At 60.3% G+C, this 26,837-nt stretch carries 21 protein-coding genes and 5 pseudogenes; 12 read left to right on the top strand and 14 right to left on the bottom strand.

Translation table 11 applies throughout. The features are described 5' to 3' along the window. From ACK6AU_RS24305 to ACK6AU_RS24280, 6 genes are all read left to right on the top strand, one after another. A partial coding sequence (locus tag ACK6AU_RS24305; protein ID WP_409301877.1) for a phage tail protein occupies nucleotides 1–567 on the top strand: 567 nt, incomplete at its 5' end. Then, entirely contained in the window at nucleotides 542–748 is a 207-nt protein-coding gene (locus ACK6AU_RS24300) for a tail protein X (protein ID WP_085599547.1), read from the top strand. The genes ACK6AU_RS24305 and ACK6AU_RS24300, both read left to right, overlap by 26 nt. A gap of 60 nt (nucleotides 749–808) precedes the next feature. Beyond that, entirely contained in the window at nucleotides 809–1,852 is a 1,044-nt protein-coding gene (locus tag ACK6AU_RS24295; protein WP_409301875.1) for a phage late control D family protein, read from the top strand. A 25-nt stretch (nucleotides 1,853–1,877) separates the two neighbouring features. Beyond that, nucleotides 1,878–2,429 (top strand): glycoside hydrolase family 19 protein, encoded by a 552-nt coding sequence (locus ACK6AU_RS24290; protein ID WP_409301873.1) that lies wholly within the window; start codon nucleotides 1,878–1,880, stop codon nucleotides 2,427–2,429. Continuing rightward, complete coding sequence (locus tag ACK6AU_RS24285) at nucleotides 2,426–2,935, top strand: lysis system i-spanin subunit Rz (protein WP_409301871.1); 510 nt, start codon at nucleotides 2,426–2,428, stop codon at nucleotides 2,933–2,935. The genes ACK6AU_RS24290 and ACK6AU_RS24285 overlap by 4 nt, the downstream gene beginning before the upstream one ends. A 122-nt stretch (nucleotides 2,936–3,057) precedes the next feature. Next, nucleotides 3,058–3,678, top strand: a complete 621-nt coding sequence (locus ACK6AU_RS24280) for a hypothetical protein (RefSeq protein ID WP_409301869.1) — start codon at nucleotides 3,058–3,060, stop codon at nucleotides 3,676–3,678. Nucleotides 3,679–3,879: 201 nt separating this feature from the next. On the opposite strand, the pseudogene ACK6AU_RS24275 reads toward ACK6AU_RS24280, so the two are convergent. Next, nucleotides 3,880–4,560: pseudogene (locus ACK6AU_RS24275) on the bottom strand (SOS response-associated peptidase family protein). 164 nt (nucleotides 4,561–4,724) lie between these two features. Between ACK6AU_RS24275 and ACK6AU_RS24270 the strand changes: the two are divergent. Continuing rightward, nucleotides 4,725–4,945, top strand: a pseudogene (locus tag ACK6AU_RS24270) (DUF4113 domain-containing protein); the annotation flags it as partial. Between the two features lie 654 nt (nucleotides 4,946–5,599). On the opposite strand, the gene ACK6AU_RS24265 reads toward ACK6AU_RS24270, so the two are convergent. Both ACK6AU_RS24265 and ACK6AU_RS24260 read right to left on the bottom strand, forming a co-directional pair. Further along, nucleotides 5,600–6,409, bottom strand: coding sequence for an MAE_28990/MAE_18760 family HEPN-like nuclease (locus ACK6AU_RS24265; protein WP_409301867.1), 810 nt, complete (start codon nucleotides 6,407–6,409; stop codon nucleotides 5,600–5,602). Between the two features lie 11 nt (nucleotides 6,410–6,420). Further along, on the bottom strand, nucleotides 6,421–7,566 hold the full coding sequence (locus ACK6AU_RS24260; RefSeq protein WP_409301865.1) for a DUF262 domain-containing protein: 1,146 nt from the start codon (nucleotides 7,564–7,566) through the stop codon (nucleotides 6,421–6,423). 536 nt (nucleotides 7,567–8,102) lie between these two features. Here ACK6AU_RS24260 and ACK6AU_RS24255 point away from each other — a divergent pair. After that, a pseudogene (locus ACK6AU_RS24255) lies at nucleotides 8,103–8,312 on the top strand (site-specific integrase); the annotation flags it as partial. On the opposite strand, the gene ACK6AU_RS24250 reads toward ACK6AU_RS24255, so the two are convergent. Beyond that, on the bottom strand, nucleotides 8,309–9,196 hold the full coding sequence (locus tag ACK6AU_RS24250; RefSeq protein WP_409301863.1) for a serine hydrolase domain-containing protein: 888 nt from the start codon (nucleotides 9,194–9,196) through the stop codon (nucleotides 8,309–8,311). The pseudogene ACK6AU_RS24255 and the gene ACK6AU_RS24250 sit on opposite strands and share 4 nt — an antisense overlap. 211 nt (nucleotides 9,197–9,407) lie before the next feature. Between ACK6AU_RS24250 and ACK6AU_RS24245 the strand changes: the two genes are divergently transcribed. After that, nucleotides 9,408–9,887 (top strand): hypothetical protein, encoded by a 480-nt coding sequence (locus ACK6AU_RS24245; RefSeq protein ID WP_185701887.1) that lies wholly within the window; start codon nucleotides 9,408–9,410, stop codon nucleotides 9,885–9,887. A gap of 239 nt (nucleotides 9,888–10,126) precedes the next feature. Here ACK6AU_RS24245 and ACK6AU_RS24240 read toward each other — a convergent pair whose 3' ends face one another. From ACK6AU_RS24240 to ACK6AU_RS24210, 7 genes and pseudogenes are all read right to left on the bottom strand, one after another. Beyond that, a complete protein-coding gene (locus tag ACK6AU_RS24240) occupies nucleotides 10,127–11,230 on the bottom strand; it encodes a hypothetical protein (protein ID WP_409301861.1) in 1,104 nt (367 codons plus the stop codon). Next, entirely contained in the window at nucleotides 11,227–13,311 is a 2,085-nt protein-coding gene (locus ACK6AU_RS24235; protein ID WP_409301859.1) for a glycosyltransferase, read from the bottom strand. Before ACK6AU_RS24235 ends, ACK6AU_RS24240 begins: the two co-directional genes overlap by 4 nt. Before the next feature lie 25 nt (nucleotides 13,312–13,336). After that, nucleotides 13,337–14,353, bottom strand: a complete 1,017-nt coding sequence (locus tag ACK6AU_RS24230) for a class I SAM-dependent methyltransferase (protein ID WP_312026275.1) — start codon at nucleotides 14,351–14,353, stop codon at nucleotides 13,337–13,339. Between the two features lie 38 nt (nucleotides 14,354–14,391). Beyond that, a complete protein-coding gene (locus ACK6AU_RS24225; RefSeq protein WP_409301857.1) occupies nucleotides 14,392–16,572 on the bottom strand; it encodes a glycosyltransferase in 2,181 nt (726 codons plus the stop codon). Continuing rightward, entirely contained in the window at nucleotides 16,565–17,257 is a 693-nt protein-coding gene (locus ACK6AU_RS24220; RefSeq protein ID WP_185701905.1) for a 2OG-Fe(II) oxygenase family protein, read from the bottom strand. The genes ACK6AU_RS24225 and ACK6AU_RS24220 overlap by 8 nt, the downstream gene beginning before the upstream one ends. Before the next feature lie 117 nt (nucleotides 17,258–17,374). Then, nucleotides 17,375–18,565: pseudogene (locus tag ACK6AU_RS24215) on the bottom strand (polysaccharide pyruvyl transferase family protein); the annotation flags it as partial. A 63-nt stretch (nucleotides 18,566–18,628) separates the two neighbouring features. After that, nucleotides 18,629–19,897: pseudogene (locus ACK6AU_RS24210) on the bottom strand (ABC transporter ATP-binding protein); the annotation flags it as partial. 629 nt (nucleotides 19,898–20,526) lie between these two features. Here ACK6AU_RS24210 and ACK6AU_RS24205 point away from each other — a divergent pair. After that, nucleotides 20,527–22,083: a diguanylate cyclase gene (locus ACK6AU_RS24205; protein WP_185701893.1), complete on the top strand. Its 1,557-nt coding sequence runs from the start codon at nucleotides 20,527–20,529 to the stop codon at nucleotides 22,081–22,083. Nucleotides 22,084–22,086: 3 nt separating this feature from the next. Here the strand turns inward: ACK6AU_RS24205 and ACK6AU_RS24200 are convergent, their stop codons facing one another. Both ACK6AU_RS24200 and ACK6AU_RS24195 read right to left on the bottom strand, forming a co-directional pair. Next, on the bottom strand, nucleotides 22,087–22,611 hold the full coding sequence (locus ACK6AU_RS24200; protein ID WP_185701894.1) for a GNAT family N-acetyltransferase: 525 nt from the start codon (nucleotides 22,609–22,611) through the stop codon (nucleotides 22,087–22,089). 30 nt (nucleotides 22,612–22,641) lie between these two features. Beyond that, the gene (locus tag ACK6AU_RS24195; protein ID WP_185701895.1) at nucleotides 22,642–23,226 is read right to left on the bottom strand and encodes a GNAT family N-acetyltransferase; all 585 of its coding nucleotides are present in this window, start codon (nucleotides 23,224–23,226) and stop codon (nucleotides 22,642–22,644) included. Nucleotides 23,227–23,460: 234 nt separating this feature from the next. Here ACK6AU_RS24195 and ACK6AU_RS24190 point away from each other — a divergent pair, with 234 nt between their 5' ends. Continuing rightward, on the top strand, nucleotides 23,461–24,300 hold the full coding sequence (locus tag ACK6AU_RS24190) for an arylamine N-acetyltransferase family protein (protein WP_409301879.1): 840 nt from the start codon (nucleotides 23,461–23,463) through the stop codon (nucleotides 24,298–24,300). A 373-nt stretch (nucleotides 24,301–24,673) separates the two neighbouring features. Further along, complete coding sequence (locus tag ACK6AU_RS24185; RefSeq protein WP_185701897.1) at nucleotides 24,674–26,209, top strand: nucleobase:cation symporter-2 family protein; 1,536 nt, start codon at nucleotides 24,674–24,676, stop codon at nucleotides 26,207–26,209. A gap of 47 nt (nucleotides 26,210–26,256) precedes the next feature. On the opposite strand, the gene ACK6AU_RS24180 is transcribed toward ACK6AU_RS24185, so the two are convergent. After that, a partial coding sequence (locus tag ACK6AU_RS24180; RefSeq protein WP_409301854.1) for an SH3 domain-containing protein occupies nucleotides 26,257–26,837 on the bottom strand: 581 nt, incomplete at its 5' end.

Below are 26,837 nucleotides of genomic sequence, written 5' to 3'. Positions count from 1 at the left end.
CGCCTGGGCAGTTTGCAGGAGCAGACGGCCCGGGCGGGGGCTGCGATCAACCGTATCGGCGGCCAGGTCAGCCCGGCCCTGGGCAGCATCTTCCCTAGCGGTGCCCTGGGTGGGCTGGGCATGCCGGCAGCGGCCGCAGTGAAGCCGTTCCCGCACCTGCTGATCATTCACCCGCTACGCCCTGGTGCGCAGCCCTACTACTTCAACCTGGACACGGCGGCCTTCGACGAACTGCGCCGGCAGACGGCGTTTCGCTGGGCGGGTCAGGAGCGTCTGACCCGCAGCATTGCCCAGCAGGCTGTGGGGCAGGGGGACGACAAGATCACGCTCAAGGGAGCGGTGTTCCCTGGCTTCAAGGCCGGCCTCGGCCAGTTGCAGAAGCTGCGCAGCATTGGCCGGCGGCTCCAGCCCTTGAGCCTCACCACGGGGTATGGCGAGGTCCTGGGCACCTGGTGCCTGACCAGCCTGGAAGAAGAACAGAGCCACCTGCTGGCTGGCGGTGTGCCGCGTAAACAGGGCTTTTCATTGGAGTTCGTGAGCTATGGCGACGACCTGCAGAACGTCTAGCGGGGATCTGCTCGACACGATTTGCTATCAGTTCTACGGCCACCTGAACGGCAGCGTCGAGGCGGTGCTGGATGCCAACCAAGGGCTGGGCGATGAACCCCAGCCGTTCCGGGCTGGGGTGCTGATCGTGCTGCCGGATCTTCCGGCGGCGGTCGATGCTCAGGTGCTGCTATGGGACTGATCAATGATTCAACTCACAACCCCGCCAAGTGCGGGGTTTTTATTTCCTGGAGCTTGAGGCATGACCCCTATCTTTCGAGTTGTCGCCGATGGCCGCGACATCACCGCGCTGATCAATGACCGGCTGGTGACCCTGCGCACCTCGGACAAGCCGGGCATGGAGTCGGACGAGTTCGAATTGCGCATCGATGACCGGGCCCAGGCTGTAGCGCTGCCCAGCCGGGGCGCCAGTATCGAGGTGTTCATGGGCTACAGCGGCCAGGCCCTGGCCCGGCTCGGGCGCTACACCGTGGATGAAGTGGTGGTCAGCGGCCCGCCGGACACCATTGAGATACGGGGCAAGGCCAGCGATATGCGCGGTAGCGGCAAGACCACTCGCAGCGGCAGTTGGGAGGATGTGCCGTTGCAACAGATCGTGCGCGACATTGCCGCCCGCAACGGCTGGACGCCTGTGTGTCCGGTCACAACCAAGGTGCCCCGGATCGACCAGTTGAACGAGTCCGACTTTAACTTCATCACCCGCCTGGCCAAGCAATACGACTGCACGGCCAAGGTGGCCGATGGCAAGTTGTTGACGTTGCCGCGCCAGGGCGGGCAGAGCGCAAGCGGCAAGGTCTTGGGCGTGGTCACCATCACCCGCCGCGATGTGAGCCGCTACCAGTTCCGGCTTGGCGATCGCAGCACGCATAAAGCGGTGCAGACCAAGCATCAGGACAAGAAGAGCGGCAAGCTGCGGGTGGTCGACCTGGGCAATGACGACTCGCCGGATGGCATGCCGCCGGTGCACACCGACCGCCATATCTACCCGAACAAGTCCGCCGCAGAGCAGGCCGCCAAGGCCCGGCTGGCGGCATTCAACCGCAGCACAGCCGGTGTGCGCCTGGAGATGCCTGGCCGAACCGACCTGTTCGCCGAACGCATGATTTACGCACAGGGCTTCAAGGCCGGGCTCGATGGTGAATACCTGGTCGACTCGGTCGAGCAGGTGTTTACCCAGTCGGGCTGGAGTACCACCGTCGAATGCAACGGCGGCAAGAAGGGCAAGGCGAAAGCCAAGGGCAAGAAAAAGAAAGCCACCAAGCCGCTGCGAGTCGAGCAGCTGTAACCCATCACCACTGGAGAAACCACGCATGACGATCACAGTGCAGCAGTTGCTGCAAATCCTCCCCAACGCCGGCGCCAAAGCCGGCGTTTTTGTTCCTGCTCTCAACGCCGCCATGAGCAAGTACGCAATCATCACCCGGCTGCGCATGGCCGCGTTCATTGCCCAGATCGGCCACGAGTCCGGCCAGCTTCTGTACGTGCGCGAGCTGGGCAGCAATCAGTACTTGAGCAAGTACGACACCGGCACCTTGGCCGCTCGGCTGGGCAATACCCCGCAGGCTGATGGCGATGGCCAGAAGTATCGGGGGCGGGGCCTGATCCAGGTCACCGGCCGGGCCAATTATGAAGCGTGCAGCGAAGCGCTGTTCGGCGATTCGCGATTGCTCAATACCCCCGAGCTGCTGGAAAACCCAGTCTATGCCGCGCTGTCGGCAGGGTGGTTTTGGCAGAAGGCCGGCCTGAACACCCTGGCCGACAAGGGTGACTTTCTCACGATCACCAAGCGCATCAACGGCGGCACCAACGGCCTGGCGGATCGCCAGGCGCTGTATGACCGCGCCCTTAAGGTGCTGGCGTGAGGGCCCCGGGCTGGTTGTTGCCAGCCCTGGTGCTGGGGCTCGCCCTGGGCGGTTGGCTGGCCTGGTCCTGGCAGGCCAACGCCTACGGCAAGGCCCTGGCCGAACAGGCCGAGGCGTACAGCACGGACCGCGAGCAGGCCGCCACGGCGGTGATCAACTGGCAGGAAACCCAGCAGGACGCCCGACGTGCGCTCGAGGATCGCCTGCAAACAAGCGATGAAACCCACTACAAGGAATTGCGCGATGAACAAGCGAAGCAGGGGCGCCTGCGTGACCGGCTGGCTACTGCTGATCTCCGGCTGTCAGCCCTACTCAACGCTACCGCCTCGGGTGGTAGCTGTGGGCTGCCAGCCACCGCCAGCGCCAGCGGCGTGGTTCATGGAGCGGCGAGAGGCGAACTTGACCCAGCGGCTGCTCAACGAATTGTCGCCATCGCCGGTGACGGCGACCAAGGATTAATCGCTTTGGCGGCCTGCCAAGATCATGTACGCATGCTTAGCCATTAGTGTTGGTCTGATCTTTTGCGATTCTTATCTCATTCTGTCAAAAAGCCCCACAGTCACTGCCTGTCAGGACTGTGGGGCTTTTTTGTTGGCTCTGCCTTGAGTTCGCGCAGGCTGTTGCTGCATTGTTGTTTTTCTTTCATCACGGCAAGGAGCAGGCGATGTCTTTTGGGGACTTTATGACGGATAGCATCATAGTGCGAAAACAGAACGGTGACGTACTTGAAGGCTTGAAAGCGAGCGTACAGCGAGACGCAGTTTTTCTAGATCGTTCGGACGTACTCATTGAGCCCAGAGATCTGATTGAGCGGCGTATGTCCAATGGCGCTGTTGAGACTTTTGAAGTGGTTGACCCTGGATTTCAGGAAGCATTTCACGGGATTGATGCCCATTACCAAATGGCAGTTCGTAAGCTCGGCCTTCCCGAGGCCAAGCAGCGTGTTGAAAGTATTACCTACAACATCACTGGCCATAACGCCCGTATCAATAACGGCTCGGTTGACAACTCGACTAACGCTGTGAATATCGGTTCCGACTTGCGTGAGTACATCGACGGCCTGCGTCAGGCCATACAGACACTGACCGACGCTCAGCAAAAACAGAACGCGCTAGAAATCGTCGATGCGGTTGAAGGGCAGCTTGCAGCGCCGAAGCCTAGCAAGGCGGTTGTATCGACCCTTCTTAAGGCACTACCTCATCTGGCAAGTATCAGCACGCTTGCCTCTGCGATTGTCTCCGCGCTCTGACGAGCATCGAAAAATGGTGATTTTAACTCTGCGGATGGAGCTGTTGCCGAGTTGCTGATTGCTGGCCTAAAGCGGCCTGAGCGGAGATAGGAAGGCGTTCCAACAGGCAGAGCGGCTTCAACAACTCTGAAATCAAGGCCCCGACATAGTCGGGGCTTTTTTCATATCAAGTGAGTTAGTTGGGGGCGGTCGCGCTCAGGCTCATGCTCGGTCGATCAGTTCCGCCCCGTGATTCCTGACGTTTCCGACGGCGTTGCTTACCTTGAACCATTCGAATGCCTCTGCCGCTTCGCCCTGCTGCAGCGCCATCTGTTCGGCGCGCTCCTTCGGTGTGGCCGGATCGAGCCATTCTCGGGCCAGCTCCGGCGCAAGGACCACCGGCCGGCGGTCGTGAATATCGACCATACCGCCCTGAGCGTCGGCGGTGAGATGATCACAAAACCGTCGTGCTCCCCGTGACCTTCATATGGCTCCGGAAGCTGACCGATTGAAGCGCAGAGGATAGGGGAGCCGTCGCGGTGGCGGATGAGGTAGGGCTGCTTCTTCGGGTCACCTTCGTCTACCCACTCGAACTAGTTGTCGATAGGACATATGGCCCGGTGCGGCCATATCTGGCGGAAGAAAGGCCCGTGGGCCACTTTCTCGACCCTGGCATTAATCGGCGCGGCCCGGTCCGTTGCCCAGTGCGGCCGCCAGCCCCAACGTCACAGGGTCTGCATAAAGCATATCGCCAGCAACGTGGAAGAGGGCGAGCTGCATCGTCGGCGCTGCGTTGTACCGTCCCAGCGGCTGGTCACCGATATTATTTATCAGTGCCCCAGGCATGCTCAGGGCTGCAACAAAGTCGTGAATGCCGCTGTATTGTGAAAGTCGTCCGCACATAGCTCGCCCGCCTATCAGATTTCTCCTACATGAAATTGACCGAAAGTCATCCGCAAAGTTAACTGTATATTCGTACAGTTATAAGAAGTCGTGCGTCATGAGTTATGTCATTTTGGGTCCTGTTTCCGAAGGCGGCCTCAAGCTGCCCCTTTGTCTATTCCAGGTGCCAGCCGGGCGAGTACACCGGCGATCTCTTCGCCGTGACGCAACCATCGGAAACCGACAAGGTGATGAAGTTCTGGACCAAATCAACAATCGCTGGGGGAGGGGTACACTCCGCGCTGCCAGCGCCCCTACCAACCCCGATTGGGGTATGCGGCGGGAGATGATGAGCCAGAGCTATACGACGAAGCTTGATCAGCTTTGGAAGGTGTCCTGCAACTGATCTGCTTGAGGTATAGTCAGCGTCGCCTGTCAAGCCATCACCCTGGTTGTCACCGATTCAAACCGCGCACAGGCCGGGAAAAACCTGCTCCTTAATTAAACTTTAAATTTACTGAGCAAAAATACAAGGATAGATAAATGCCAACAATCACATGCAGTAATGATGAATGTGGTCAAGATATTGATTTTGATATATCCAGCCTAGATATTGAACAATCAGAGTCATCTGGGAACCATACGACCCAGTACTCAGGTTCAGGCACTTTTGAATGCGCAGACTGCGGCACAGAGACTGAAGTTAACTGTGTCTGGGATGAGGTAGATGACACAGGTGAAATACTGAGCTTTGATATAATTTAAACGCTAAATCTAAGCGGATACGGTCGGTATCAGAACTCTGGTTTGCATTTGCCGACCTGTTGTTGGTTAGGGCGCTGAGGGCGTAAGGCAAAAATGGGGCAATCTGTACGCCAATCAATGCCATTTGATACCAAACGACGATCCATCTAGCTTTGTCAGAAAAGCTCTACAGCCCTAGTTCTTCGGGGCTGTAGGGTAATGCCCGAGTAGAGTCGGCGTATACATGGAGCATGTCAAATAGAAAGCGTTATAGTCTTAAAGTTTGCCGATGCAAAAAAATCTGTTGGTAAAAATGTCAAACAGGTGCGGGACAAAGCCGCTTAATAATGTCAGTTACCATGGTGTCCAGTCCTTTTGCTATGCCCTCCACATTTTCGATATGAGTCAATAATTCTGAAGGCGGAACAGGTTCGCGCCCTTCTCCGTGGGCGATTAAATTACGGATTCGAAGTAGTTCTTCAATAGCATGGACATAACCAATTTTTCTCCGCTTTCGAGAAGGTGCCCACTTTGAATCAATAACGCGAAGTATCTGATCTATAAGTATTGGGTTGTGGTTTTCGCTGTTTTGAGAAACTTCCTCTGAAATTTTTAATCGCAACTGCTCTGACTGCGATTCAAGAGTATAGGTTGATGCTATTCCGAAGTCTGTTATTGAAAGTTTGTCAATTGCTGCGTCTATCCCAATTCTTGAGAAAATTGATTCTATTGTGTCTACGGTAGGGTTTCCTCCTGTGTTTGATAATTTCTTTTGGTCAAGTTTATAGCTTGTACCAAGTCGAACACTTTCTTTTAATTTAGCAGAGGCTGGAATTTTTTTCTGTAAGTTGGATATGCTAGTAAGGTGTTCAAGGGCTGTGACAAATAGAGAGTCCGGAAGAAGATTTATGTCTATTTTTTCGTCATTAAGAATTTCAATAAACTCTGTAATAAGATCTCGCACGTACCCTTCGAAATAGCCGCAAAGCAGGACCAAACCTGCTCTGGTCATTGCGTTACCTTTCTGCCGGCCTTCTGATGTCATTGTTAGCAGTTCAGACTCTGCACCGGCTGCTAGTAATAGGATATCGTGAAGGCTATCACCCAATGTTAAAGTACATTGCACGGTCTGATCTCTTAGGCAAGGACTATTTCAGTCAAAGTACTATTGCGGCGAAGAACCTTCGATTTCTGCGACGTTCCCTGGAAGACGCTATCAGTGTAAGTTTCCTTGGTAAATGCAGATAGAATACGGTTTCTCAGGTCGTCTGGGATCGGGTTGCCATTCTCCAATAGTTTTGAGACGGATATCATTTGAGACTCAAAGATAGATCCATTTATCAGATTTCCAGCGAACCTTGAGTTGGTTGGGTCACTAATATTTAATGGCTTTCTAAAAGCTACGCCTGGACCAAGGTGCTGATATATGGTTTCGACAGTTTTGTTGAATAGATTGGTGTAAAAGTCGATTTTTTCACTGCTTATTTCTCTGTTTTCTTCCATGAAGTTGTTGAGGTGTTCAGTGTAGTTGTCTGAATATTGAGTCTCTGGCGTCATATTCCGATATGCAAAAAATCTCAAAATAAGCTCAATATCTGTCATGTTGCGTTTTGATGTATCTGGTAAGGATATCATCTCTTGAAATTTTACGTTCGCGGAGAGCTTTTTCAGGGTTCTGCTTAGTGATCCGTTATAAATGCAGTTGCGAACTTCCTGAGCTGTCAATTCAGAGCTACCAGTATTCAGTCGTTCGAATACTTCAAACTTCAGTGTTGCGTCGGACTCGTTAAGAACTACGATGCACCGAATCGGGCGTTTAGCGATTAATGATCTGTCGTCTCGCTCTAAAGATATGTATGATTTTTTGTTGAGATCTGGGCGTAATTTAAGACCATTCAGTTCAAGTGGGGGGAGGATGCTATCAGGATATAGAAGCTCTGCTTCGTCCGGTTTTATATAGCGAAATAATGAAGCAAGTCGCTGCTGCCCATCAATTACGCTGAAGTTTCCGTCAGTTTCTTCAGCGAAGTACAGGACTGGTACCGGAATATTTAATGCAATAGATTCAATAAATCTGGATGCCTTGTCGTCAGGCCAGCGATAGTTTCGTTGATAGTCGGGATCCAGCTTCAAATCTCCTTCTATGATCATCTCCATAAGTGTGCGTACTGCATAATCATAAGGTTGTATTAGTACTTTTCGCTCTTTAACCTTTTCATACGGTGCATCATTTTTGTTATCTTCGACTGCGCTATTCTGCATATCGTCATTCTGTTCTGACATTGTGTTCTCTCAGTTTTAGGTAGGTTGCGAAGTCTATAATAGATATTTTATTAGATCGCTGCAGAGATAATATATCCAGTTTGCCGCTGTTCCGGCAGTCTCAATCCGCGTTGTAGATGCCACGAATCCTTATTGTTGCTAGAAAGAGGGGGTATTACAAATGTGAATAGAGTAGCGCAGTTGGCATGCAGGTGGTTGCTATCGCTAGCTGAGGCAGCAATCGGGCGCCATGTCCCTATCAGTCTTGTTTTGCGCATCCTCCGGTCCGTCGGCCTTTACCTTCTCTTTGCTTAAGTTTTGCTACAGCAAAGATATGCAATTCATTAAGCTTCTGAAATTTATATAGTTTTTTATTGGATGCGCCCGATCCATCATCGGTGCAACGCTAAACCGCCGGGACAGCGTAGGGCTTGGATTTACTGGGTTTGAAGCTGAATTCTGGACCATTTTGCTCTACGTGTTTCCGGTGTGTTTTGGGGCGTTTTCAGGTGTTCTTACGAGGGGCCATCCAGGGGAGGGCGGCTACCACGTCGGATATGGCGACTATCCGGGCAAGAAAACTAGCAGATGGGAAGGTGAGCTATACCGCTCGGATCCGCATCAAACGAAATGGACTGCAAGTTTACCAAGAGAGCCAGACCTTCGCCCGAAAACAGGTCGCCCAGGCCTGGGCGCGTAAGCGCGAGGCTGAGCTTGACCAGCCAGGCGCCATCGAGCGGGCAAGTCGCCAAGGCGCAACGATTCAGCAAGCTCGTCGCAGGGCCTGTACCAGTTGCCCAGCCACCAGGGTTTCTACCGCGCCTTCGTCGGCGCCTGCCGCAAAAACGGCGCAGCAAGCCGATCTGTCGCCATCGCAGATTCGATAAACCGCGATCACGCTGCCTGGTCCGCAGCCTGTATGCCCGCCAAGGAAGAAACCGCCCTCGATTGAGCCCTGCATGACACCCAGACCATAGCCGGGCTCGATCCATGGTCGCCCCGGAGTCGGGCCGCCCAGGATTCGAGCTGTCTGCATTTGCTGAAGCAGGTCCGCTGAGAAAAGCTGCCCGCAGAGCAAGCGATCCAAGAATAGCGCCGCTTGCGAAATCGGCCCGATCAGCAGGCCGTGATAGACCCAGGCGGGGTCGTAGTTCGAGGCGTTTCCTACTGCCGTTGCCTGTAGGTCCGCTGCTGTTTTAGCAAAACGGACATTCGACAGCCCCAGGGGCGCCAGTACACGTTGAGTGACCGCATCACCCAGTTCAAGGTCGGTCACTCGCTCAATCAGCCTGCCCACCAACAGATAGCCAACGTTCGAGTATCGCCAGTGGGTGCCCGGAGCGTATCGCAGTCGAGCCCCGTCAAGGCGTTGCAACATTTCCGCCGCTGGCCAAGCGGGTTCATTGTTGGCAACGGCGGTGTGATACTCCGCCAGCTCGCCATAGTCGGCCAGACCTGCTTCATGTCGCAGTAGCTGGCGTAATGTGAAGGCTCGCTCGGGAACAGGGGCGTCCAGCTGCAACAGCCCGTCACGCACCAACGTCAGGGCGGTCGCCGCCAGGACTGTCTTGGTGAAGCTCCACCAGGGGGCGATCAGCTCCGGGCCATCAGGCGTGGCAGGCTTACCATTTGCTATGAGCGAGCTGAACATGGATTTCCTTGATGTTGAGCGGTTCGACAAAATACCCCATGCACGCTCATTCCCCGAAGACCCGCGATCCAGATAGGCGCTGGCAACGGACAAGCGATCAAGCCCATCTTCGATATACGCTAGCGGCAATTGGCTAGCATGGACTCGGCGTTGTGGCTGAGCCAAAGTTCCGAGGTTTTCCCCTACGCCACATGCACATGGAGTGAATGTCATGCCTTCGATCAAGCTCGCCAGCCTCGCCATCGCCGTCCTGGCTCTTACGGCCTGCGCCGTGCCTGGCACAACCAGCAACCAGGACAATGAGGTCAAGCTCGCCGCGCAACGGTTGATTGGCCAACCTGCCCAGAAAGCCTTCGAATTGTTCGGCAAACCCGACCAGGGCATGGGGCCCTCGTCCTATGGCAGCGGTGGTTTCTATGCCTGGAACCGGGTGCAGACCCATTTGGGGCCCGACAAGGTATTCGTACAGACCGGTACCGAGTATGTCGGCCAGCGTGAGACCTTGGTTGGTGTCGGCGGCCAGGGTGTCAGCGGTGTGATGCCGGTGAGCAGCGAGGCCGTCTATCGCAAGACGGGGTACTACGAGAACCAGACCGTGCTGGACTACTTCTGCAGCATCACCCTGTATACCGACAGCAAGAACATCATCACCAACGCCAGCGTGGTCGATTGCCAGGATCGCAAACGCTAGATCCGCTGCGTATCGCCCAGGAGCATCAACCCTGGGCAGTTTTCCTCATCCCGCCCGTTGGTTCTCGCCCAACGCCATGTCGCCAGTCTGTTCGCGGCTGCTGGTTCAGCTACCTGGATGCGTCTCGCCTTGCCTTCTTGACGGCTGGGGCCACCACGATTTTATCCATGAGGGTATCGGTACCTGTCTTCTTTATCCCCCGGTTGCAGCGGTGCCCTGGCCGGGGTCAGCCTCGAGCCTTACATGATCGCCGGGTGCGCCAACTCGAAGCGTTTCGCCCATGAATTGGCTTTACGAAACGATAGGGTATCGTCCAATGGTTCGCGAAAGGCCAGTGCCTGCTCCATGAGCCAGGGAATATCCGCCGTATTTTCGCTGAGGAACACTCCAGGGGTACCGCGGCGGTTGATCATTTCTCCGAACGTGGTGCTGACCACCGGCAACCCCAGCGCCCGATACTCGTAATACTTGATCGGGTCGACGAAGCGAGTGAGGTCGTTGCGCTTGAAGGGGATCAGCCCGACAGCGAATTCGGTCATGGCCTGCAGCGCATTGGCGTGGGACAGCGCCGGCAAACGGCGTACGTTGGCCGGCAGAACGGTTGGCGCAGCGCCATGCTGGGGGCCGATCAAGCGTACTTCGGCATCGGGAAAGGCCAGTGCCAGGGCCTGCACGAAATCCCAGTCGAACCATTTGGCCAAGGTCCCGACATAGCCGAACACGGGGGGCGTTGTAGCGTTCCTGGAGCGGCGCAGTGGTAGTGCGGGCAAGCGTTCGGTGGCGCAGGCATTGAACAGCAATTGCGTGTGGACCCTTTGTCCTTGCCAGTAGCGTTGCAATGCCGAGCAGGAAGCCAGGGTGATGTCCACGGCCCGGGCGGTTTCGTGTTGGCTGCGACTCATGGCGCGGCGCGACCAGCCCCGGTAGAAGGCCGGTACGTTGTCCATGGCGTCGTAGAAACTGTTGTAGAAAACCGGCTCGCGCAACAACTGCAAGGCCAGCCTGGACGGCTTGCCTATGCCCAGTAGCGCGGCGTCCTGGGCGAAATCCCGTACCTGGCGCAGCAGATCGCGCCAGAGCAGTCTATTCAGCCACCCCGACCCGGGCAGCGGTTCTATCGGCAAGGCGCGCGGGCTGGCCAGGGTCAGCCAGGCGGGCTGTGGCTCAGGTGGTCCCTGGAGCGGGCGTTGGCCGAGCAGGTCGGTGATTCCCGGAAGGCGCGTGGCGTAAGGCTCGACCCACAGCACCTGGGCCTGGGTCGCAGCGTGGTATTGGCGGACCAATTCGTGGGGGCGTTGGGCGAAACTGTGCCAGCTGACGGGCGAAAGATAGACCAGCCTCATGATCTCTCCCGGGACGCATGGGGCACCCACGAGCGTTTCCACTTGGCTTCATAAAGCGCCTTGTTGCGGTTGAACAGCTGCTGGCGCTGGCGCTCGGGCATCCGGTCGAACGACGCGGACAAGTGGTGGTGGATGAACACGTCCTCGGCGAACGCACAAGACAAGCCGACTTGCTCGACCCGCCGGCAATAATCGTCATCTTCGAAGAATCCCAGGCCGAAGGCCTCGTCCAGCGGGCCAACGCGCAGGTAGGTCGAGCGCGACAGCATCACGGCGAAGAACCCCAGGGTGGCGCAGGGCACCAGGTGGCCGATGTGGCGCCAGGTGTATTGCCGCGCACGAGCGGGCATGTGTTCGAGACTCCGATAGCCGATGTCGATCTTCGCCTCGTTGCCGATGTTGTTGGTCACCGGCCCGACTAGGCCCAGCCCGGGATTGCGTTGCAGGTGTCGGCGCAGGCTCTGGGCCCAGCCGCTGGTGACTTGGGTATCGTTGTTGAGCAATGCCAGGTATTCGCCTCGGGCTTGGGCCAGGCCCAGATTGTTGGCGGCAGCGAAGCCCAGGTTGCTGGTATTGAGAATCAGCTGGTGCCCACCGCGGGCGGCCCACTGTCGCAGGAACTCGACGCTACCGTCGGTGGAGGCATTGTCGACGACGATGAGCTCCAGTTCCCGACCCAGGGGATCGGCGTCCAGGCTCGCCAGGCAGTCGCGGGTGAAGGCGAGGTTGTTGCAGGTCACCACGATCACGCTGATCAGCGGTTGTGGCTGGGGTATCTCGGCCAGGTCCAGCAGGGTCCGCACCCTGTGGTTCCAGGTCTGTTGCCGGGCCAAGTCCTGGCGTTGCCGGGCCGCTGCGCTCAGCTCGGGTTCGTCCAGGGCCTGAGCGATGGCGGCGACGAAGGATTGCGCATCCCCGGCGATCCTCACCAGGGGGGTAAATTCATGCAGCTCGGGCAGGTCCACCGCGACCACCGGCTTGCCTGCGCTCAGGTACTCATAGACCTTCACCGGGTTGGTGGCCAGGGTCAGCGCCTGGATCCGAAATGGCAGGATGCACACGTCGAATGCATGCAGGTAGGCGGACAGTTGCGTATAGGGGATTTCGCCGGCCAGCCTGACATTGGCGTGGCTGCGCAGCCGCAGGCCGACTTCTGCCGTGTCAGCGCCGATCAACAGCACCGTGCAATCGGCGAAGGCCTGGGCGATGGTCGATACCAGTTGCACGTCGAACCAATCAGCCAGCGCTCCGTAGTAACCGATCACCTTGCGGCCGTTCGGATCCTGGTGGCGGTGCTGGGGAACAGTCGAGAAATATTCGAAGTCGGCAGCGTTGCGCAGTAGGGCCTGTCGACGCTCGGCTAGGGTTGGGCACTGTTGCTTCCAGTGTTGCGCGAGCCACGCCGAGGCGAACAGGGTCAGGTCCGCCTCGTCCAGCAGTTGCCGCTCCAGTGGCAGCAATCCAAGGGCGTTGTTGCCGAAGCCCTGGTGATGGTCCATGCAGTCATAGACCAGGCGGTTGTTGGGCAGCAGCCTGGCCACCGGGAACCAGAAGGGGTGCTGGACCAGCGAGACCACCCACGGCGAGTCTACCCAGCCGAGGAACTCACCGAGGCTGCGGCACAGTTGCCTGATCGTCGCGGCGTCGGGCGGGGCTTGGTAGATCACCGGTGCCTTGCAAGCGAACAGGCGCACTTCGAACAGCCGGCCCTGGCGATCCAGGGGGCGTACGCTGAAGCCATCGCGCAGGTCGTCTACCAGGCTCGAAGCGATGTAGAACACCCGCCGCCCTTCGAGGCTCAGGCCATGGGCCAGCTGTTGTGGGCGCTGATAACGCAGGTCCCAGTCGATGGCTCCCCACACCAGGTAGTCGGGCAATGGCGTCGGTGCCGCCGGTACTGTACCTGGCGCGGGGATGAACGGCCGGTTTGCCCTTTGGTAGCGGCGCAACGCTCGCCAGGCTGGCAGCCAGGCGCTGCGGTACAAGCGCCGTACCAACACCTTGACCGGCGCCGGTAGCGGCCAGCGCTGGTAGGCACTGCGCAGGTGTTTGAGCAGCTCGACTGCTGCGGGTTGGCTCATTGCCAGCCTCTTGTCACAGACGCTCTCAATGGTTGGCGCCCCAGGGTTTCGGGGTCGCGGCCACGATCACGAAATCGCTGTGCAGCGTTCCCGATTCGATCAAGCCATCCTCGATGTCGAAGAGCATTTGCAGCACTCGCATGGCCTGCGGATCGTCATCCCGGAAGTTGCCGGCAATGCCATGCAGCAAGAATTGCAGCAGGGTGCCGCCACAAGGGTTGAAGGCACGGATATCGAAATGTTCCTGGACCACCCGCAGGATGTCCTGGGAACGCACGGCCTCCGAAGGGTCGACCTTCACCACCTCCAGCGGATCGGGCAGTGGCACCTGGTGTTGCACCTGGCCATAGGAACCCTGGACGAAGGAATGACGCATCGAGGGTGGAATCAGGGCGAACGCGTGGCTGATGGCTGCGCGCTGGGTTTCGTCGAAAGCGAAGTGATTGGCGCCCACGTACTCGTTGAGAAACAGCCAGCCATCGGGCTTCAGCGCCTGGCGGACATTGGCGCAGACGCTTTCCAGTTCACGGATGTGGTGCATGGAGCCGTTGAACCAGACCGCGTCGTAATGGGCGCTGGGCAGCGTCGTACGCTCGACATCGACCTGTTGGTAGTCGATGCTCCCGGCGCCCAGGGCTGCCGCCTGGGTCCTGGCGGTATCCAGGGCAGCGGGCGCGATGTCCAGGGCGTCGCAGTGCTGGAATGCCTTGAGGTTGTACAGGTCGCGCTCCAGGTCCCCGGTACCGCAGCCGACACTGAGCATGCGGGCCACGGGCAGGCGGTCGCCGAAAAAGGTGTCCAGGCAGTAGGACACCCAATAATCATGGCCGCTGCCTGCGGTAGCCTTCTGCTGGTGGCGTCGCTGGATGGCCGGTACCGCACGCCAGTAGACGTCCGCGGAAAACGGGTCCGAGCCGGCCTGGTTCTGCGACCAGTGTTCAGCGGTCCTGGCCTTGCGCCGCTGCTCTTCGGTTTCGTCGTCCACAGCCGTCGGGGAGGGCGCTACCGGCCCACTGAGTCTGTTGATGATGTTCTTCAGCACGCTTGGCCTCTTGTTCTGGTGGGAGCCGATTAATGGGTTCAGTCAGCGACACTGGATCTCGGAGCGTCCGTTTCCTCCTCCCTGGGTAGTGACTTGTGGGGCTTCCAGGTGCCCCACTTGCTTTCGAAATAGGCCTGGTTCCTGTCCCACAAGCGCTGGTACTCGCCCGTAGGAATCAAGGCCTTGAACGAGGCCTGGCCGTAGTGATGGATGAAGGCGTCCTCGGCGCATACGGTGCGCCAGCCCGCTGCCTGTACCCGGCGGCTGTAGTCATCGTCCTCGAACATGCCGATGCCGAAGGTTTCGTCGAGCCAGCCCACCTGCTCCAGCACCTCGCGGCGCAATGCCACGCAGAACATGGCGAGCATCGGGATATCGAAGCAACGCCCGCGATACTGGCTCGCGCGGCGGTTGGCGAAATCTTCCAGGCCATCGAGTCGCTGGTAGTCGATCCGGACCTTGGCTTCGTTGCCCACCGCATTGGTGGTGGGGCCCACCAGGCCGATCCCGGGGTCGGCCAGGTGGCGCAGCAGGGGCGTCAGCCAACCCCTGGGGACCACGGTGTCGTTGTTCAGCAGTACCAGGTAATCGCCCTGGGCAAGCCGCAGTCCCTGGTTGTTGGCGGCAGCGAAGCCGAGATTGCGTGGATTGAGGACGATGTTCACCCGCGGTTCGGTGCGGGCCAGGTAGCGCAGATAGTTGCGGGTGTCGTCGCTGGAGGCATTGTCGACGATGATCAGTTCGAGGTTGGGATAGGCGCCGTTATCCAGCAGGCTATCGACACAGCCTCGGGTCAGCTGGACATTGTTGTAGGTGACGACCACCACCGAGACCTTCGGATACAGGGCCACCAGCGCGTCGCGGGTGTCCTCGAAGCGGTGCCGCCAGTCGTTGGCCCTGGCCAGTTCGATGCGCCGCTCCCAGCGCTGGGGGTCGGTTTCCTCCAGGGCCTTTTCGATCTGGGTCACGAAGCCTGGAGCTCCTTCGGCGAAGTACAGGTAGGACGCGTAGAGCTGCATTTCCAGGAGCGGCACCGAGACCACCGGCTTGCCGGCGCTGATGAATTCGTAGAATTTCACCGGGTCCACGGCATGGGTCACGTTGTACAGGCGGAACGGAATGATGCAGACGTCGAACCGATACAGGTACTGCGGCATCTGGGCGTAGGGTTGGCGCCCCGTCAGGTGTACGTTGGGCAGCCGGTCGAGGCCGGCCAGGTCGTTGACGAACACGTCGCCGACCAGTACCAGGTTCCATTCTGGCCGTTGCCGGGCGATGGCCGCGATCAGTTCCAGGTCGACCCATTCGGCCAGCGCGCCATAGAAACCGATCACTGGCCCCGGCAGGTCGGCGAGCAAGGCATTGGGCGCGCAATGGCGGGCGAAGAATTCGAAATCCACGCCGTTGCGCACCAGCACGCAACGGCGGCACCGGCTGGCCCATTTGTCATGCAGCACCGAAGCGGTGACGGTGACCAGGTCGGCTTGTTCCACCAGCACTTGTTCCTCGGCCAGCAACGGGGCGCCGATGTTCGGGAAGTCTTGCCATTCGTCCATGCAGTCGTACTGCACCAGCCAGCCTCGCTCCTGACGCAGGTGCAAGGCCAGGCGAGTCCAGTAGGGCAGGTGGATCACCGACACGGCAGTCTTGATTCGGAAGTCGGCGGCCAGGGCCTGCAAGGCCTCGAGGTTGCTGCGCAGGTTGCCCGAGGTGATGCAGGTGGCGTAGGGATCCTGGGATGAGTGCCCGCGCAGGTGCACCTCGTAGACTCTCGGAGCCACTTCCCGTACCTGATATGGCTGTCCAGGCGTAGGGGCCAGGACGATATAGAACACCCGATAGCCATGGGCGGCGAATTGCGTCATCAACTGCTGGGGGCGCTGGAACCTGGCTGACCAGTCGATATTGGCAAAGCACAGGAGGTCGAATGGCTCCTGGCTGTCCGGCGGCGTCGGTTGTGCGCCAACAGGGGCCGGTACGGGTTCCGGAGCAGGTCTGGGTGCCAGCAACCGTGGGGTTGGCGCCATGGGCAGCGGGTACTCGCTGCCACTGCCTACGGCTCCGTGACGCAGCAGTTGCATGAGCATCCGTAGTGGGCGGGTCAGGCGCCAGGAGCGCGAGCGCCGCATATGCTCGATATGTGCCAGGGCGACATCGCGCTCGACGATCGCCTGGGCATGTTCCTGTATTGGCGTTGGCGACGATCCTGGCTTATTCATGCTGGCTCACATAGGTGTGCAGGGGCGTCTGGTCATCTGCTGGCCACATGGAGCTCTGCGACCCAGGTCGGTAGAAGGTCACGGTCATGCTGCGGCGCGAGGTCCGGCAACTGTCCGCCACCGGCGAGACCGCATGCCATGAGCTTTGGCCCCGTACCAGGAGCGCTGAACTGCCCACCAGTGGCGGGATCACCGCGACGATGTCTTGCGGGTCCGCCGAGCGCAGGATGTTCAGGCAGCCGCCATCCTCGACCCTCCACGTATCGTTGAAGTAGAGGATGTGGGTCACCAGCTTGTCGTCCAGGTCCAGGTGCGGACCCAGGCAAGCCTGGGGACCGTAATGGAAGACGTTGACCTCCATCGGTGCCGTACGCAGGTCCATGTCGGCCAGCATCGACACGGCCAGGCGATAGGCCGGTCGGGTCAGTTCGGTGGCCAGTTGCAACCAGCTCGGACTCAGGCCCTGGGCGTGGACTATCCGTCCGGTGCCCAGCTCCACCAGTTGCCGTGCCTGGTATTCGTAGTCCTTTTCCCCGCCATAGCCGTAGACCCGCTTGAACGCATCGTGGGGGTAGCTGGCCGCCAGCGCGGCTGCATCCTCGGCCGAATACAGGCCGTCGATCCGGCCCCAGCGAAAGGGCTGCTGGTGCAAGGGTTGGTGGGCGAGCATCTTCAGGTCCAGCAGCATGTTCTTCCTCCTTGAATCCATGTCATGTGAGACGCAGTGTTGCGGTGCCACGCAAGGAGCCGGGGGCCACGGCCAGTCACATTCGTCGTGGGACTGGTCCGTGGCGGGCCATTGTCATTCCTGGAGCGGTTGCAACTGCCGCATTTGCCGGCGCAGCTCATCGAGTTCGGCGCGCTGGCGCAGGCATTCCTCACGCCACTCCTGTTGTTGGCCTTCCAGCAGGTTGGGCAGGTCTTGCCAGAGCCGGTTCATCCATTGGCCGGTGGGCCGGCGACCTTGGCGGATCAGCTCGGCCACCTTGTCCCAGTGCTTGCGCAACTGCTCCCTGGCCGCTTCCAGGCGGGGGCAGGAGGAGGGTGGGCGCAGGCGTTCGAGGAACCACTCCAGGGCAATGGGTTCACCGCTTGGCAGTGGGTAGATGCCCTGGTAGTCGAGCAGGGCGGTGTATTTGCCCTGGTGCAGGTTGGCCGAACAGAAGATGGGAACGCCGAAAGCCAGGGCAGTGATCGCCAGGTGATAGCTGTGGCCGATCACGCCTTCGGCATGTCCGAGGATTTCCGCCAGCAACAGCGGCGCAGGCCAGTGGGGTAGGGTTACCGCTCGCGGCAGGTCGTCACCGAGGATCGATTCGTGGTCGCCCAGCACCGGACCTATGGGCAGCAGCAAGAGTTGCCATTGCTCAAGTTCGGTGCCTTGGGTTTTCCACAAGCGCAGGAAGTTCTCCAGGCCCGCGATCGTATGCACCACCAGGTATCGGCGGCCCAGGCCCGCTTGTTCGCACAAGCGCCGATATTCGGCCGAGGGTCGTTGCAGGTCGATGAGGTTGGCCAGGCCGAAGGCGGTATCCGGCAGCACCTCGACCTGCGCTTGTTCGCTGAGTGCCGACAAGGCTTCCTGGGACAGCGTGTCGCGCACCCTGACGTGAGGGCTGAGTTCCAGGGTCAGTTTGAGCAGCGGTCGGGCCCAGGACGGGATCTCGTTGCAATGCATGCCCGGGGCATTCCAGATCAGCGGCACATCGTGTTGCAGGGCCAGCAGGGCGGGCGACAGCCAGTAGCCGGTGGGGTGGTGGATCCGCGGCGTCGGTGGGTAATAGCCGACGGCCACCAACTTGTCGAAGCGAACGATGAAGCCGCCGCCGATCAACACCCCATCCAGGGAGTCCACCAGATCGGGCAGCTCGCTCACCGAGGTCACGTCATAGGGCCACTGCGGGGTGCGGCGCTGGTGGTAAGAGAAGGGGTGCAGTTGTACCGGTCCCAGGCGCGCCTGCAATTCGCGCTCGGCAATGATGGGGAACAGCAGGTCGCCGTAGTTGGCTACATCGAAGGTACCGAAGATCGCTACCTGCCAAGGTTCATCCGCTGGACGGGGGGCAGGCGCGGTGATATTCGGTTGCTCCGGCTCGACCGTCCTGATGTCCAGGTCGACCAGGCCGAGGAAATGCTTGTCCCCCGGCAATATATCGAAGGCCAGGGGCGCTACTTGTTTTTCGATCAGTTGGGACGTCTCCTCGGTTTCGCCATTCATCAGCTTGAGGGTCACGTGATAACGCCCGGGCGCCAGGTTGGCGGAAAATCCCAGGCGTGTGCTGGCGCGGCACCAGCCTTGCAGTGGTGCCTGGCACACCAAGGCCACGTTGGCTCCGCCGACCACCAGCAATCGTGCTTCCTGGATCGTCAGGCTGAGGTTGGGACGCGAGACCTGGTCGCTGACCAAGGCCTGGATCTCGATTTCCACTGGATCGCCATGGACGAAACTGCAGTATGAGGTTCCCGTGACGCTGAACAGCGCCGACGCGATCTGGCCCTCGTCGGTGCCGAAGGCGATGCCCTGGCCCTGGGCGAGCGCAGGTTTGGCGATGACCTGGATGGCACCGCCGCTGGTCCAGCGTCGCTGCTCGTCGCGCATGTCCAGCAAATAGAGTTCGGCCATTTCCTCAGGTGCGCCACTGCCCCGGACTTCGCCGTTGCGCAGGTACAGGACCCGGTTGCAGAAGCGCTTGACCATGCTCATGTCGTGGGACACGAACAACAGCGTGGTGCCCTGGTGGGCCAGTCGCTCGAGGCGCTCCAGGCACTTGAACTGGAACGAAGCATCGCCGACGGCCAGCGCTTCATCGACGATCAGGATGTCTGGCTCGACGCACACCGAGACGGCGAACGCCAGGCGCACCAGCATGCCGCTGGAATAGGTCTTGGTCGGTTGGTCGATGAATTCGCCAATGTTGGCGAAGGCCACTATCTCCTCGAAGCGCGCTTCTGTTTCCTCGCGTGTGAGGCCTAGCACCGCGGCGTTGAGATAGACATTCTCGCGGCCGCTGAACTCCGGGTTGAACCCTGATCCCAGTTCCAGCAGGGCGGCGATCCGTCCGTGTCTGGTCACGCTGCCCGAGGACGCGGCGGTGATTCCGCAGATCAATTGCAGCAGGGTCGACTTGCCGCTGCCGTTGCGGCCAATGATGCCCAGGCTCTCGCCCTTGCGAATCTCCAGCGAGACATCCTTGACCGCCCAGAACGAGCGATAGCGCTGCCTGCCGTTGGGTAACAGCATCTGCAGCAGGCGATCCCGGGGTTGTTCATAGATCTGATAACACTTGCTCAGGCCCTGAGTCCTGATCGCCAGGTCAGAGCACATGGGCGCATGCTCCCAATCCGGGTGTGGTCCGAAGTTCGATCAGGAGCCTTAGTAACTGCTGGCTCATGGGCCGGAAACTGAAACGCTCGAGCGTGGTGCCCCTGGTCAACTTCCACTCCTTGGCGGTCAACTATCTTCGCATCGCGATTTGCCCGACCAGGTGGTTCGGGGCATGAGTCGATGTGTTGGGTTCGGTACGGTTATTTTTGGAATTGTTTATAGACCAGAATTTCCCCTATCGAAGGTGGGGAAATGATTCTTTCTGATAAAGGGGGAGATTAAATGGCTATTACCGGGAACATCTCCAGGCTACGGCTTCGTGGCTGGCTGGTCAGTTCGTGGTCGCCGGGTTCAGGCGAACTGCATCGGGCTCCGGAGTGTTGTGCGATACTGCGCCACCCGAGCGGCTGTCGGCAGCGAACGGTGTGTCGGAAATGCTGCCGGGGAGGTCTATGCTTCAGGCAGCGCCCGGTGCTGCCGATAACCCTCAAAGTGCCGGTCCGCTTGCCTCCCAGCCTGTTGCCGGATGCGTGGCGCTGAGGTTGTGTGGATGCCGCTGCCCGGGCCAGCCAAGCAAACAACAAAGGGATTTGCGTCGCAAATCACGCCTTTTCCGTCAGGACGACCCATTGCCTGTCCCCATCTACGATGTAAATGCCCCTGGTGGCACCCTGAAACGCCTGCCCTTGCTCAAGGCGGCGGTAGGGTTCATCTCCATGGTTTCCCTTTGCCTGTGCGGCTTGCTGTACTTGCAGTTGGAGCAGTCTTGGCGCCACGACCTGGCCCAGGCCGAACTTAATTCCACCAACCTGACCCAGGCCATGGCCCAGCAGGCCGAAGACACCTTCATGGAGGCCGACCTGGTGTTGATGAGCCTCTCCGAATGGATCGAGGCGTTGGGCGAGGGAGCTGAGCAACGCCAACAACTGCAGCAGATCTTCGCCCGGCGGGTGCTGGCCCTGAACCAGCTCAGCGGGGTGTTCCTCTATGACCGGCAGGGCCGGTGGGTGGTCAGCTCTTTCAACGACTCACCCCACGGCCAGGATGTGGCCGACCGCGATTACTTTCGCTTCCACCAGCAGAACGCCTCGTTACAGGCCCATATCAGCCCGGCGATCCGCAGCCGTGCCAATGGAGAGTGGGTCATCCCGATTTCCCGCCGCATCAACGACAAGGCTGGGAACTTCCAGGGCGTGCTGATGGCCGGCATCAAGCTGACCTACTTCGACCACTTCTTCAAAAGCTTCAATATCGACGAACAGGGGACGATGTTTCTCGCGCTCTCCGATGGCACCCTCATCGCCCGGCGGCCATTCGAGGCTCGCCAGGTCGGGGCTTCGCTGTCCCGGAGCGAGATCTTTTCCAAATACCTGCCCGAAGCCCCGGCGGGCAATGCCATGATCACTTCCATCGTCGATGGGGTGCCGCGACTGTATGGCTATCGCCAGTTGCAGGCCTATCCGCTGGTGGTGGCTGCCGCCAATTCCAAGGATTCGATTCTCAAGGGCTGGTATGCCTCGGCCTACCAGTCCACGGCCATCGTGGCCCTGGTGTTGCTGGGGGTCGGGCTGTTCGGTTGGGTCTTTGTCAACCAGGTGCGCAATAACGAACGGATCGAGGCCGACCTGCGCCAGGCACAAGAGGCGCTGGAGGTGATCGCCACCCATGACAGCCTGACCGGCCTGGCCAACCGGCGCTTGTTCGAGCGTGCGCTGGTGATCGAGTTCGGCCGGGGAGCCCGGCAGAGTAGTCCGCTGGCCCTGATCATGGTCGATATCGACTACTTCAAGCGCTACAACGATACCTACGGCCACGTCGCCGGCGACCACTGCCTGACGCAGGTGGCCCAGGCGCTACAAGCCTGCTGCCAGCGCCAGGCCGACCTCGCGGTGCGCTACGGTGGCGAGGAGTTCGCGGTGTTGCTGCCCGATACCGATATCCATGGTGCGGTGGCCATGGCCGAGCAGATTCGCCAGAGCGTCATGGCGCACAACATCCCCCATAGCGGCTCGGCGGCCGGTTGCGTGACGGTCAGCCTGGGTTGCTACGCTTTCGTGCCCAGCGGCCGCGACAGCACCGAGGTGTTCATCGAGCGGGCGGATGCGGCGCTGTATCAGGCCAAGGCTACGGGGCGCAACCGGGTCTCGGCGTTGTCCGCGCAACCACTGCAGCGTTCCGATCGCTGAGTCTTACCAGGCCTTGCAGAACACCTGGTTACCATAGCGGTTGCCGCCGAATTCATAGCTTGTGACACCCACCGCGTCATAGCCCTGGGCCAGGTAGAAAGCCAGCGCCGGTCGGTTGCCCTCCCAGGCACTGAGCCACAGGCAGCTGGCGTCACGCCCTTGGGCGAGATTTTCCGCCTGGCGCAGCAAGGCTTGGCCGATGCCTTGGCGCTGGGCATGACGCTGGACGTACAAGCGCACCAGTTCCATGCCATCGGCCAGTTGTTCCAGGGGCAGGCGGTTGCCGCCGGCGGCGAGTTCGGCGAACCCCTGCAGGTGCCCGTCGCGTTCGGCCAGCAGCAGGATTCGCCGGGGGTCGGCCAGGCGCTGGCGAAACTGTTCCGGGGCGTAGACGTTCAGGGCCTCCTCGGCCAGGTCGGCACGCATGCCATCCAGGGCGTAGGTATCGAAGAAGACCTGGGTGGCCAGGCCGCCGAGGCACAGGGCGTCCTCGTGGCGAGCATGGCGAAAGGTCAGGGTGGTGGGCATGACTGCATCCTTGTAGTTGATTGCCGGTAGTCAGTGGGCGGCGGATCGCTCGAGCAACTGTTCCAGGTGCTGGCGTACCGCCGGCCATTCGTCGTCGATGATGCTGAAGCGCACGGAGTTGCGCTTGCGGCCATCGGGCATGATGCGTTCGTGGCGCACTACGCCCTCTTGCTGTGCGCCCAGGCGCAGGATCGCCGCGCGGGACTTGTGGTTGATCTCGTCGGTGGTGAACTGTACCCGCACGCAGGCCATGTCCTCGAAGGCATGGCGCAGCATCAGGTACTTGGCTTCGGTATTGACGAAGCTGCGCTGCCAGCGGCTGGCGATCCAGGTACTGCCGATTTCCAGCTTGCGGTTGTGCCGGTCGATCTTCCAGAACCGTGTGCAGCCGATGACCTGGCCAGTGGCGCGCAGCAGGGTGGCGAAGGGCTGCACGCTGCCCGCGGCGCGGCCCTCCAGGGCGCTGGCCAGGTAGTGGTCGACCGTGCTGGGTGAGGGCACCACGGTAAAGGGCAGGTTCCACAGTTCGCCGTCCCGGGCCGCTTCGACCAGGGCGTCGGCGTCGCTCTCTTGCAGGGGGCGCAGGATGATCCGCGGGCCTTCCAGTGGGTGCATGGCGGGGGATTCTCCAGGTCTGGGCTGGGCGGTCGGCTATTACAGGACCCCGGACACTTCTTGGCAAGGGCCAATCCGGGACCAATGCGATAAAAAATATCAGCCGAATCGATTGTCGATCCGGGTCTGTTCTGGCTTATACATAAACCCGACATGCAGGGGCTGGCGTTGCTCGAATGGATCGGCACGCGGATTGCCGGAGCCCTGCGCGACACTCATATCAAGGACCCGTGCATGAGCCAGCCGCACCTGATGAACTTCGACCTCTACCTGCACCGTCTCGGTTATGACCGAGCACCAGCCCCCACCCTGGAAACCCTGCGAGAGCTGCAGCTGCGCCATGTCTGCCGGTTCACTTTCGAGAGCCTATCGACCTTGCTGCGTGCACCGGTCCCCATCGACCTGGCGGCGGTGGAGCGCAAGATCTTGCAGGATGGGCGCGGTGGCTACTGCTATGAGCTCAATCAGCTCTTCCTGGAGCTGCTGCAGCACCTGGGCTACGAGGTCCGGGGCATCACTGGACGGGTAGTGATGGGTGGACCGGAAGATGCGCTCACGCCTCGCAGTCACCGTCTGACACTGCTGCGGCTCGATGGCCGGCGCTATATCGTCGATGTCGGTTTCGGTGGCATGGTGCCGACCGCGCCCTTGCTGCTCGATACCGAGCAGGAGCAGGCCACGCCCCATGAGCCCTATCGCATCACCCGGCATGACGGCAGCTACATCCTGCGGGCCAAGGTCGCCGATGAATGGCGAGCAATGTACGTGTTCGACTTGCAGGTGCAGGGCGAGGTGGATTACGAAATGGGCAATTGGTACGTGTCCACTCATCCCGCCTCGCCGTTTCTCGGCCAGCTGATGGTGGCGCGAATCGGCCCGGGGGTACGCCATACCTTGCATAACCAGAACTACGCCCTGCATCGCATGGGCCAGCCCAGCGAGCGCCGCCAGATCACCGAGGTCGAGCAACTGATGAACCTGCTGCAGGGTGAGTTCGGCTTGCGCCTGCCGGATCATCCGGACTTGCCACAGGTGCTGGAGCGACTGCTGCAAACCGAAGCCGTACCGGCATGACGGTGGGGCTGACCGTCTCTTGGCGGCGCGAGGTGGTGTGACCGCGACTGTGTACAGAATCCAGGTACCGTTGCCCCGTTGGGCCGACAGATCGTGCAAAAGGGCTGATTCGTTTGTCGGGTCGGCCCTTTTTGTTGGGCCGCCAGGCGGCCCGGCTAGTTCGCGGCAACGCGTGCCCAAGACTGTCGATGGCCGTGGGGGCTCTGCAACGGCTTTACCGGCGTAACCGGGGCTGCGACAGGGCAGCCTGGGCGATGGTTTTGCGAGCCGAAGACGCCGGAAAGTTGGCGGATAAACTGTATACAATTATATGGACAGTTCTCTTTGATGTTGCATACAGTGTGCGCATAACAAAAACAGGGAACCCCAAACCATGACTATCCCTCAGGTTTCACCGCAGCGGCCCGAAGACGAAAACTTGGGTGTTGGCGCGAATATGGCTTATGGCCTGCAACACGTGCTGACCATGTATGGCGGCATCGTCGCGGTGCCGCTGATCATCGGCCAGGCTGCCGGCCTGGCGCCGGCGGAAATCGGCCTGCTGGTCGCCGCCTCGTTGTTCGCCGGGGGGCTGGCCACGTTGCTGCAGACCCTGGGGGTGCCGTTCTTCGGCTGCCGCCTGCCGTTGGTGCAGGGGGTGTCCTTCGCGGGTGTGTCGACCATGGTGGCGATCGTCACCAGTGGCGGCGAGGGTGGTTTCCAGTCGGTGCTCGGCGCGGTGATCGCCGCGTCCCTGATCGGGCTGCTGATCACTCCGGTGTTTTCCCGCATCACCAAGTTCTTCCCACCCCTGGTCACCGGTATCGTCATCACCACCATCGGCCTGACGCTGATGCCCGTGGCAGCGCGCTGGGCCATGGGCGGCAATAGCCGCTCGGCGGATTTCGGCAGCCTGTCGAACATCGGCCTGGCTGCTGTCACCCTGGTCCTGGTGCTGCTGCTGAGCAAGGTCGGCAGCGCGGCGATCTCCCGATTATCGATTCTCCTGGCGATGGTCATCGGCACGGTGATCGCGGTGTTCCTGGGCATGGCGGACTTTTCCGGAGTCACCCAGGGGCCGATGTTCGGTTTGCCCACGCCGTTTCATTTCGGCATGCCGACCTTCCAGGTCGCGGCGATCCTGTCGATGTGCATCGTGGTCATGGTGACCCTGGTGGAAACCTCGGCGGACATCCTGGCGGTAGGGGAGATCATCCATACCAAGGTCGACTCCAAGCGCCTGGGCAATGGCCTGCGGGCCGACATGCTGTCGAGCATGATCGCGCCGATCTTCGGCTCCTTCACCCAGAGCGCCTTCGCCCAGAACGTCGGGCTGGTGGCGGTCACCGGGATCAAGAGTCGCTTCGTGGTGGCCACCGGCGGCCTGTTCCTGGTGATCCTCGGCCTGTTGCCGTTCATGGGACGGGTCATCGCCGCCGTGCCGACCTCGGTGCTTGGCGGGGCCGGCATCGTGCTGTTCGGCACCGTGGCCGCCAGTGGCATCCGTACCTTGTCCAAGGTCGACTACCGCAACAACATGAACCTGATCATCGTCGCTACCTCCATTGGCTTCGGCATGATCCCCATTGCCGCACCGAGCTTCTATGATCATTTCCCCAGCTGGTTCGCGACGATATTCCACTCGGGCATCAGTTCCTCGGCGATCATGGCGATCCTGCTGAACCTGGCGTTCAACCACTTCACCACCGGCAACTCCGACCAGCAGTCGGTGTTCGTCGCCGGTACCGAGCGCAGCCTGCGCTTCCAGGACATCGCTGGCCTGCGGGAAGGGGACTATTTCAGCGGGGGCAAGCTGCATGATGCCGAGGGCAAGGAAGTGCCGCTGCTGGCCGATGGCCCGGCGGTCGCGGCAGAAGGCGAAGCGGCGCCACCCAGTCATGTTCGTGGCAGCGTCGAAACCACCCATTGAGTGGCTCCGTGGTGACTGGCGACCGGCGCCCAGGCGCCGGTCTTGGCTTACTCCAGGTTTTCCAGGGGCGCCAGGGCCTGGAGGACCTCGGGGTCGTCCTTGTACTGCTGGCGCAGTGTCGCCAGTTGGCGATCCACGCCGGTGCAGCTTTCCTCCACCGCCTTTTCGAGCTCGGCCCGGCGCTCGGCGTCATAAGGCTCCTCGCCGGCGAAGTGCTGGCATTCCTCATGGCGCTGGATCAGGGCGCTGGCGTCGGCCGGTAGCTGGGCGCCGCCGTAGTGCCCTCCCAGTTTAAGGCGCTGTTCCTCGACCCAGCCGCTGTAGTCCTCCCCGTCCTTGGCGATGTACATGACCTGGGCCCAGCCGTCCTCGGTGGCGGCGTACACCGTCAGGCCATCGCCGGGAATCACGAACAGTTTCTTGTCCATGCAGGCCGCGTGCGGGGCGCTGTGAAAATGCAGGCGCCCAGTGCCGATTACCTTGGCTTCCAGGGGCGGGCGATAGTCGCCGGCTTCCCGGGAGGCTTTTTCGCCCAGGGCGGCGCAGTCCACCGCAGGTTCGGCCAGGGCTGGCAGGGATAATGAAAACAGCACGCCGCACAGCGGCAGCAGGAGCAGGGGTCGGGCCA

Origin of the sequence: Pseudomonas sp. KCJK8993, assembly GCF_046230915.1 — a bacterium.
Taxonomy (GTDB): Bacteria; Pseudomonadota; Gammaproteobacteria; order Pseudomonadales; family Pseudomonadaceae; genus Aquipseudomonas; species Aquipseudomonas piscis.
This window is presented reverse-complemented; position numbering and strand designations above follow the sequence as displayed.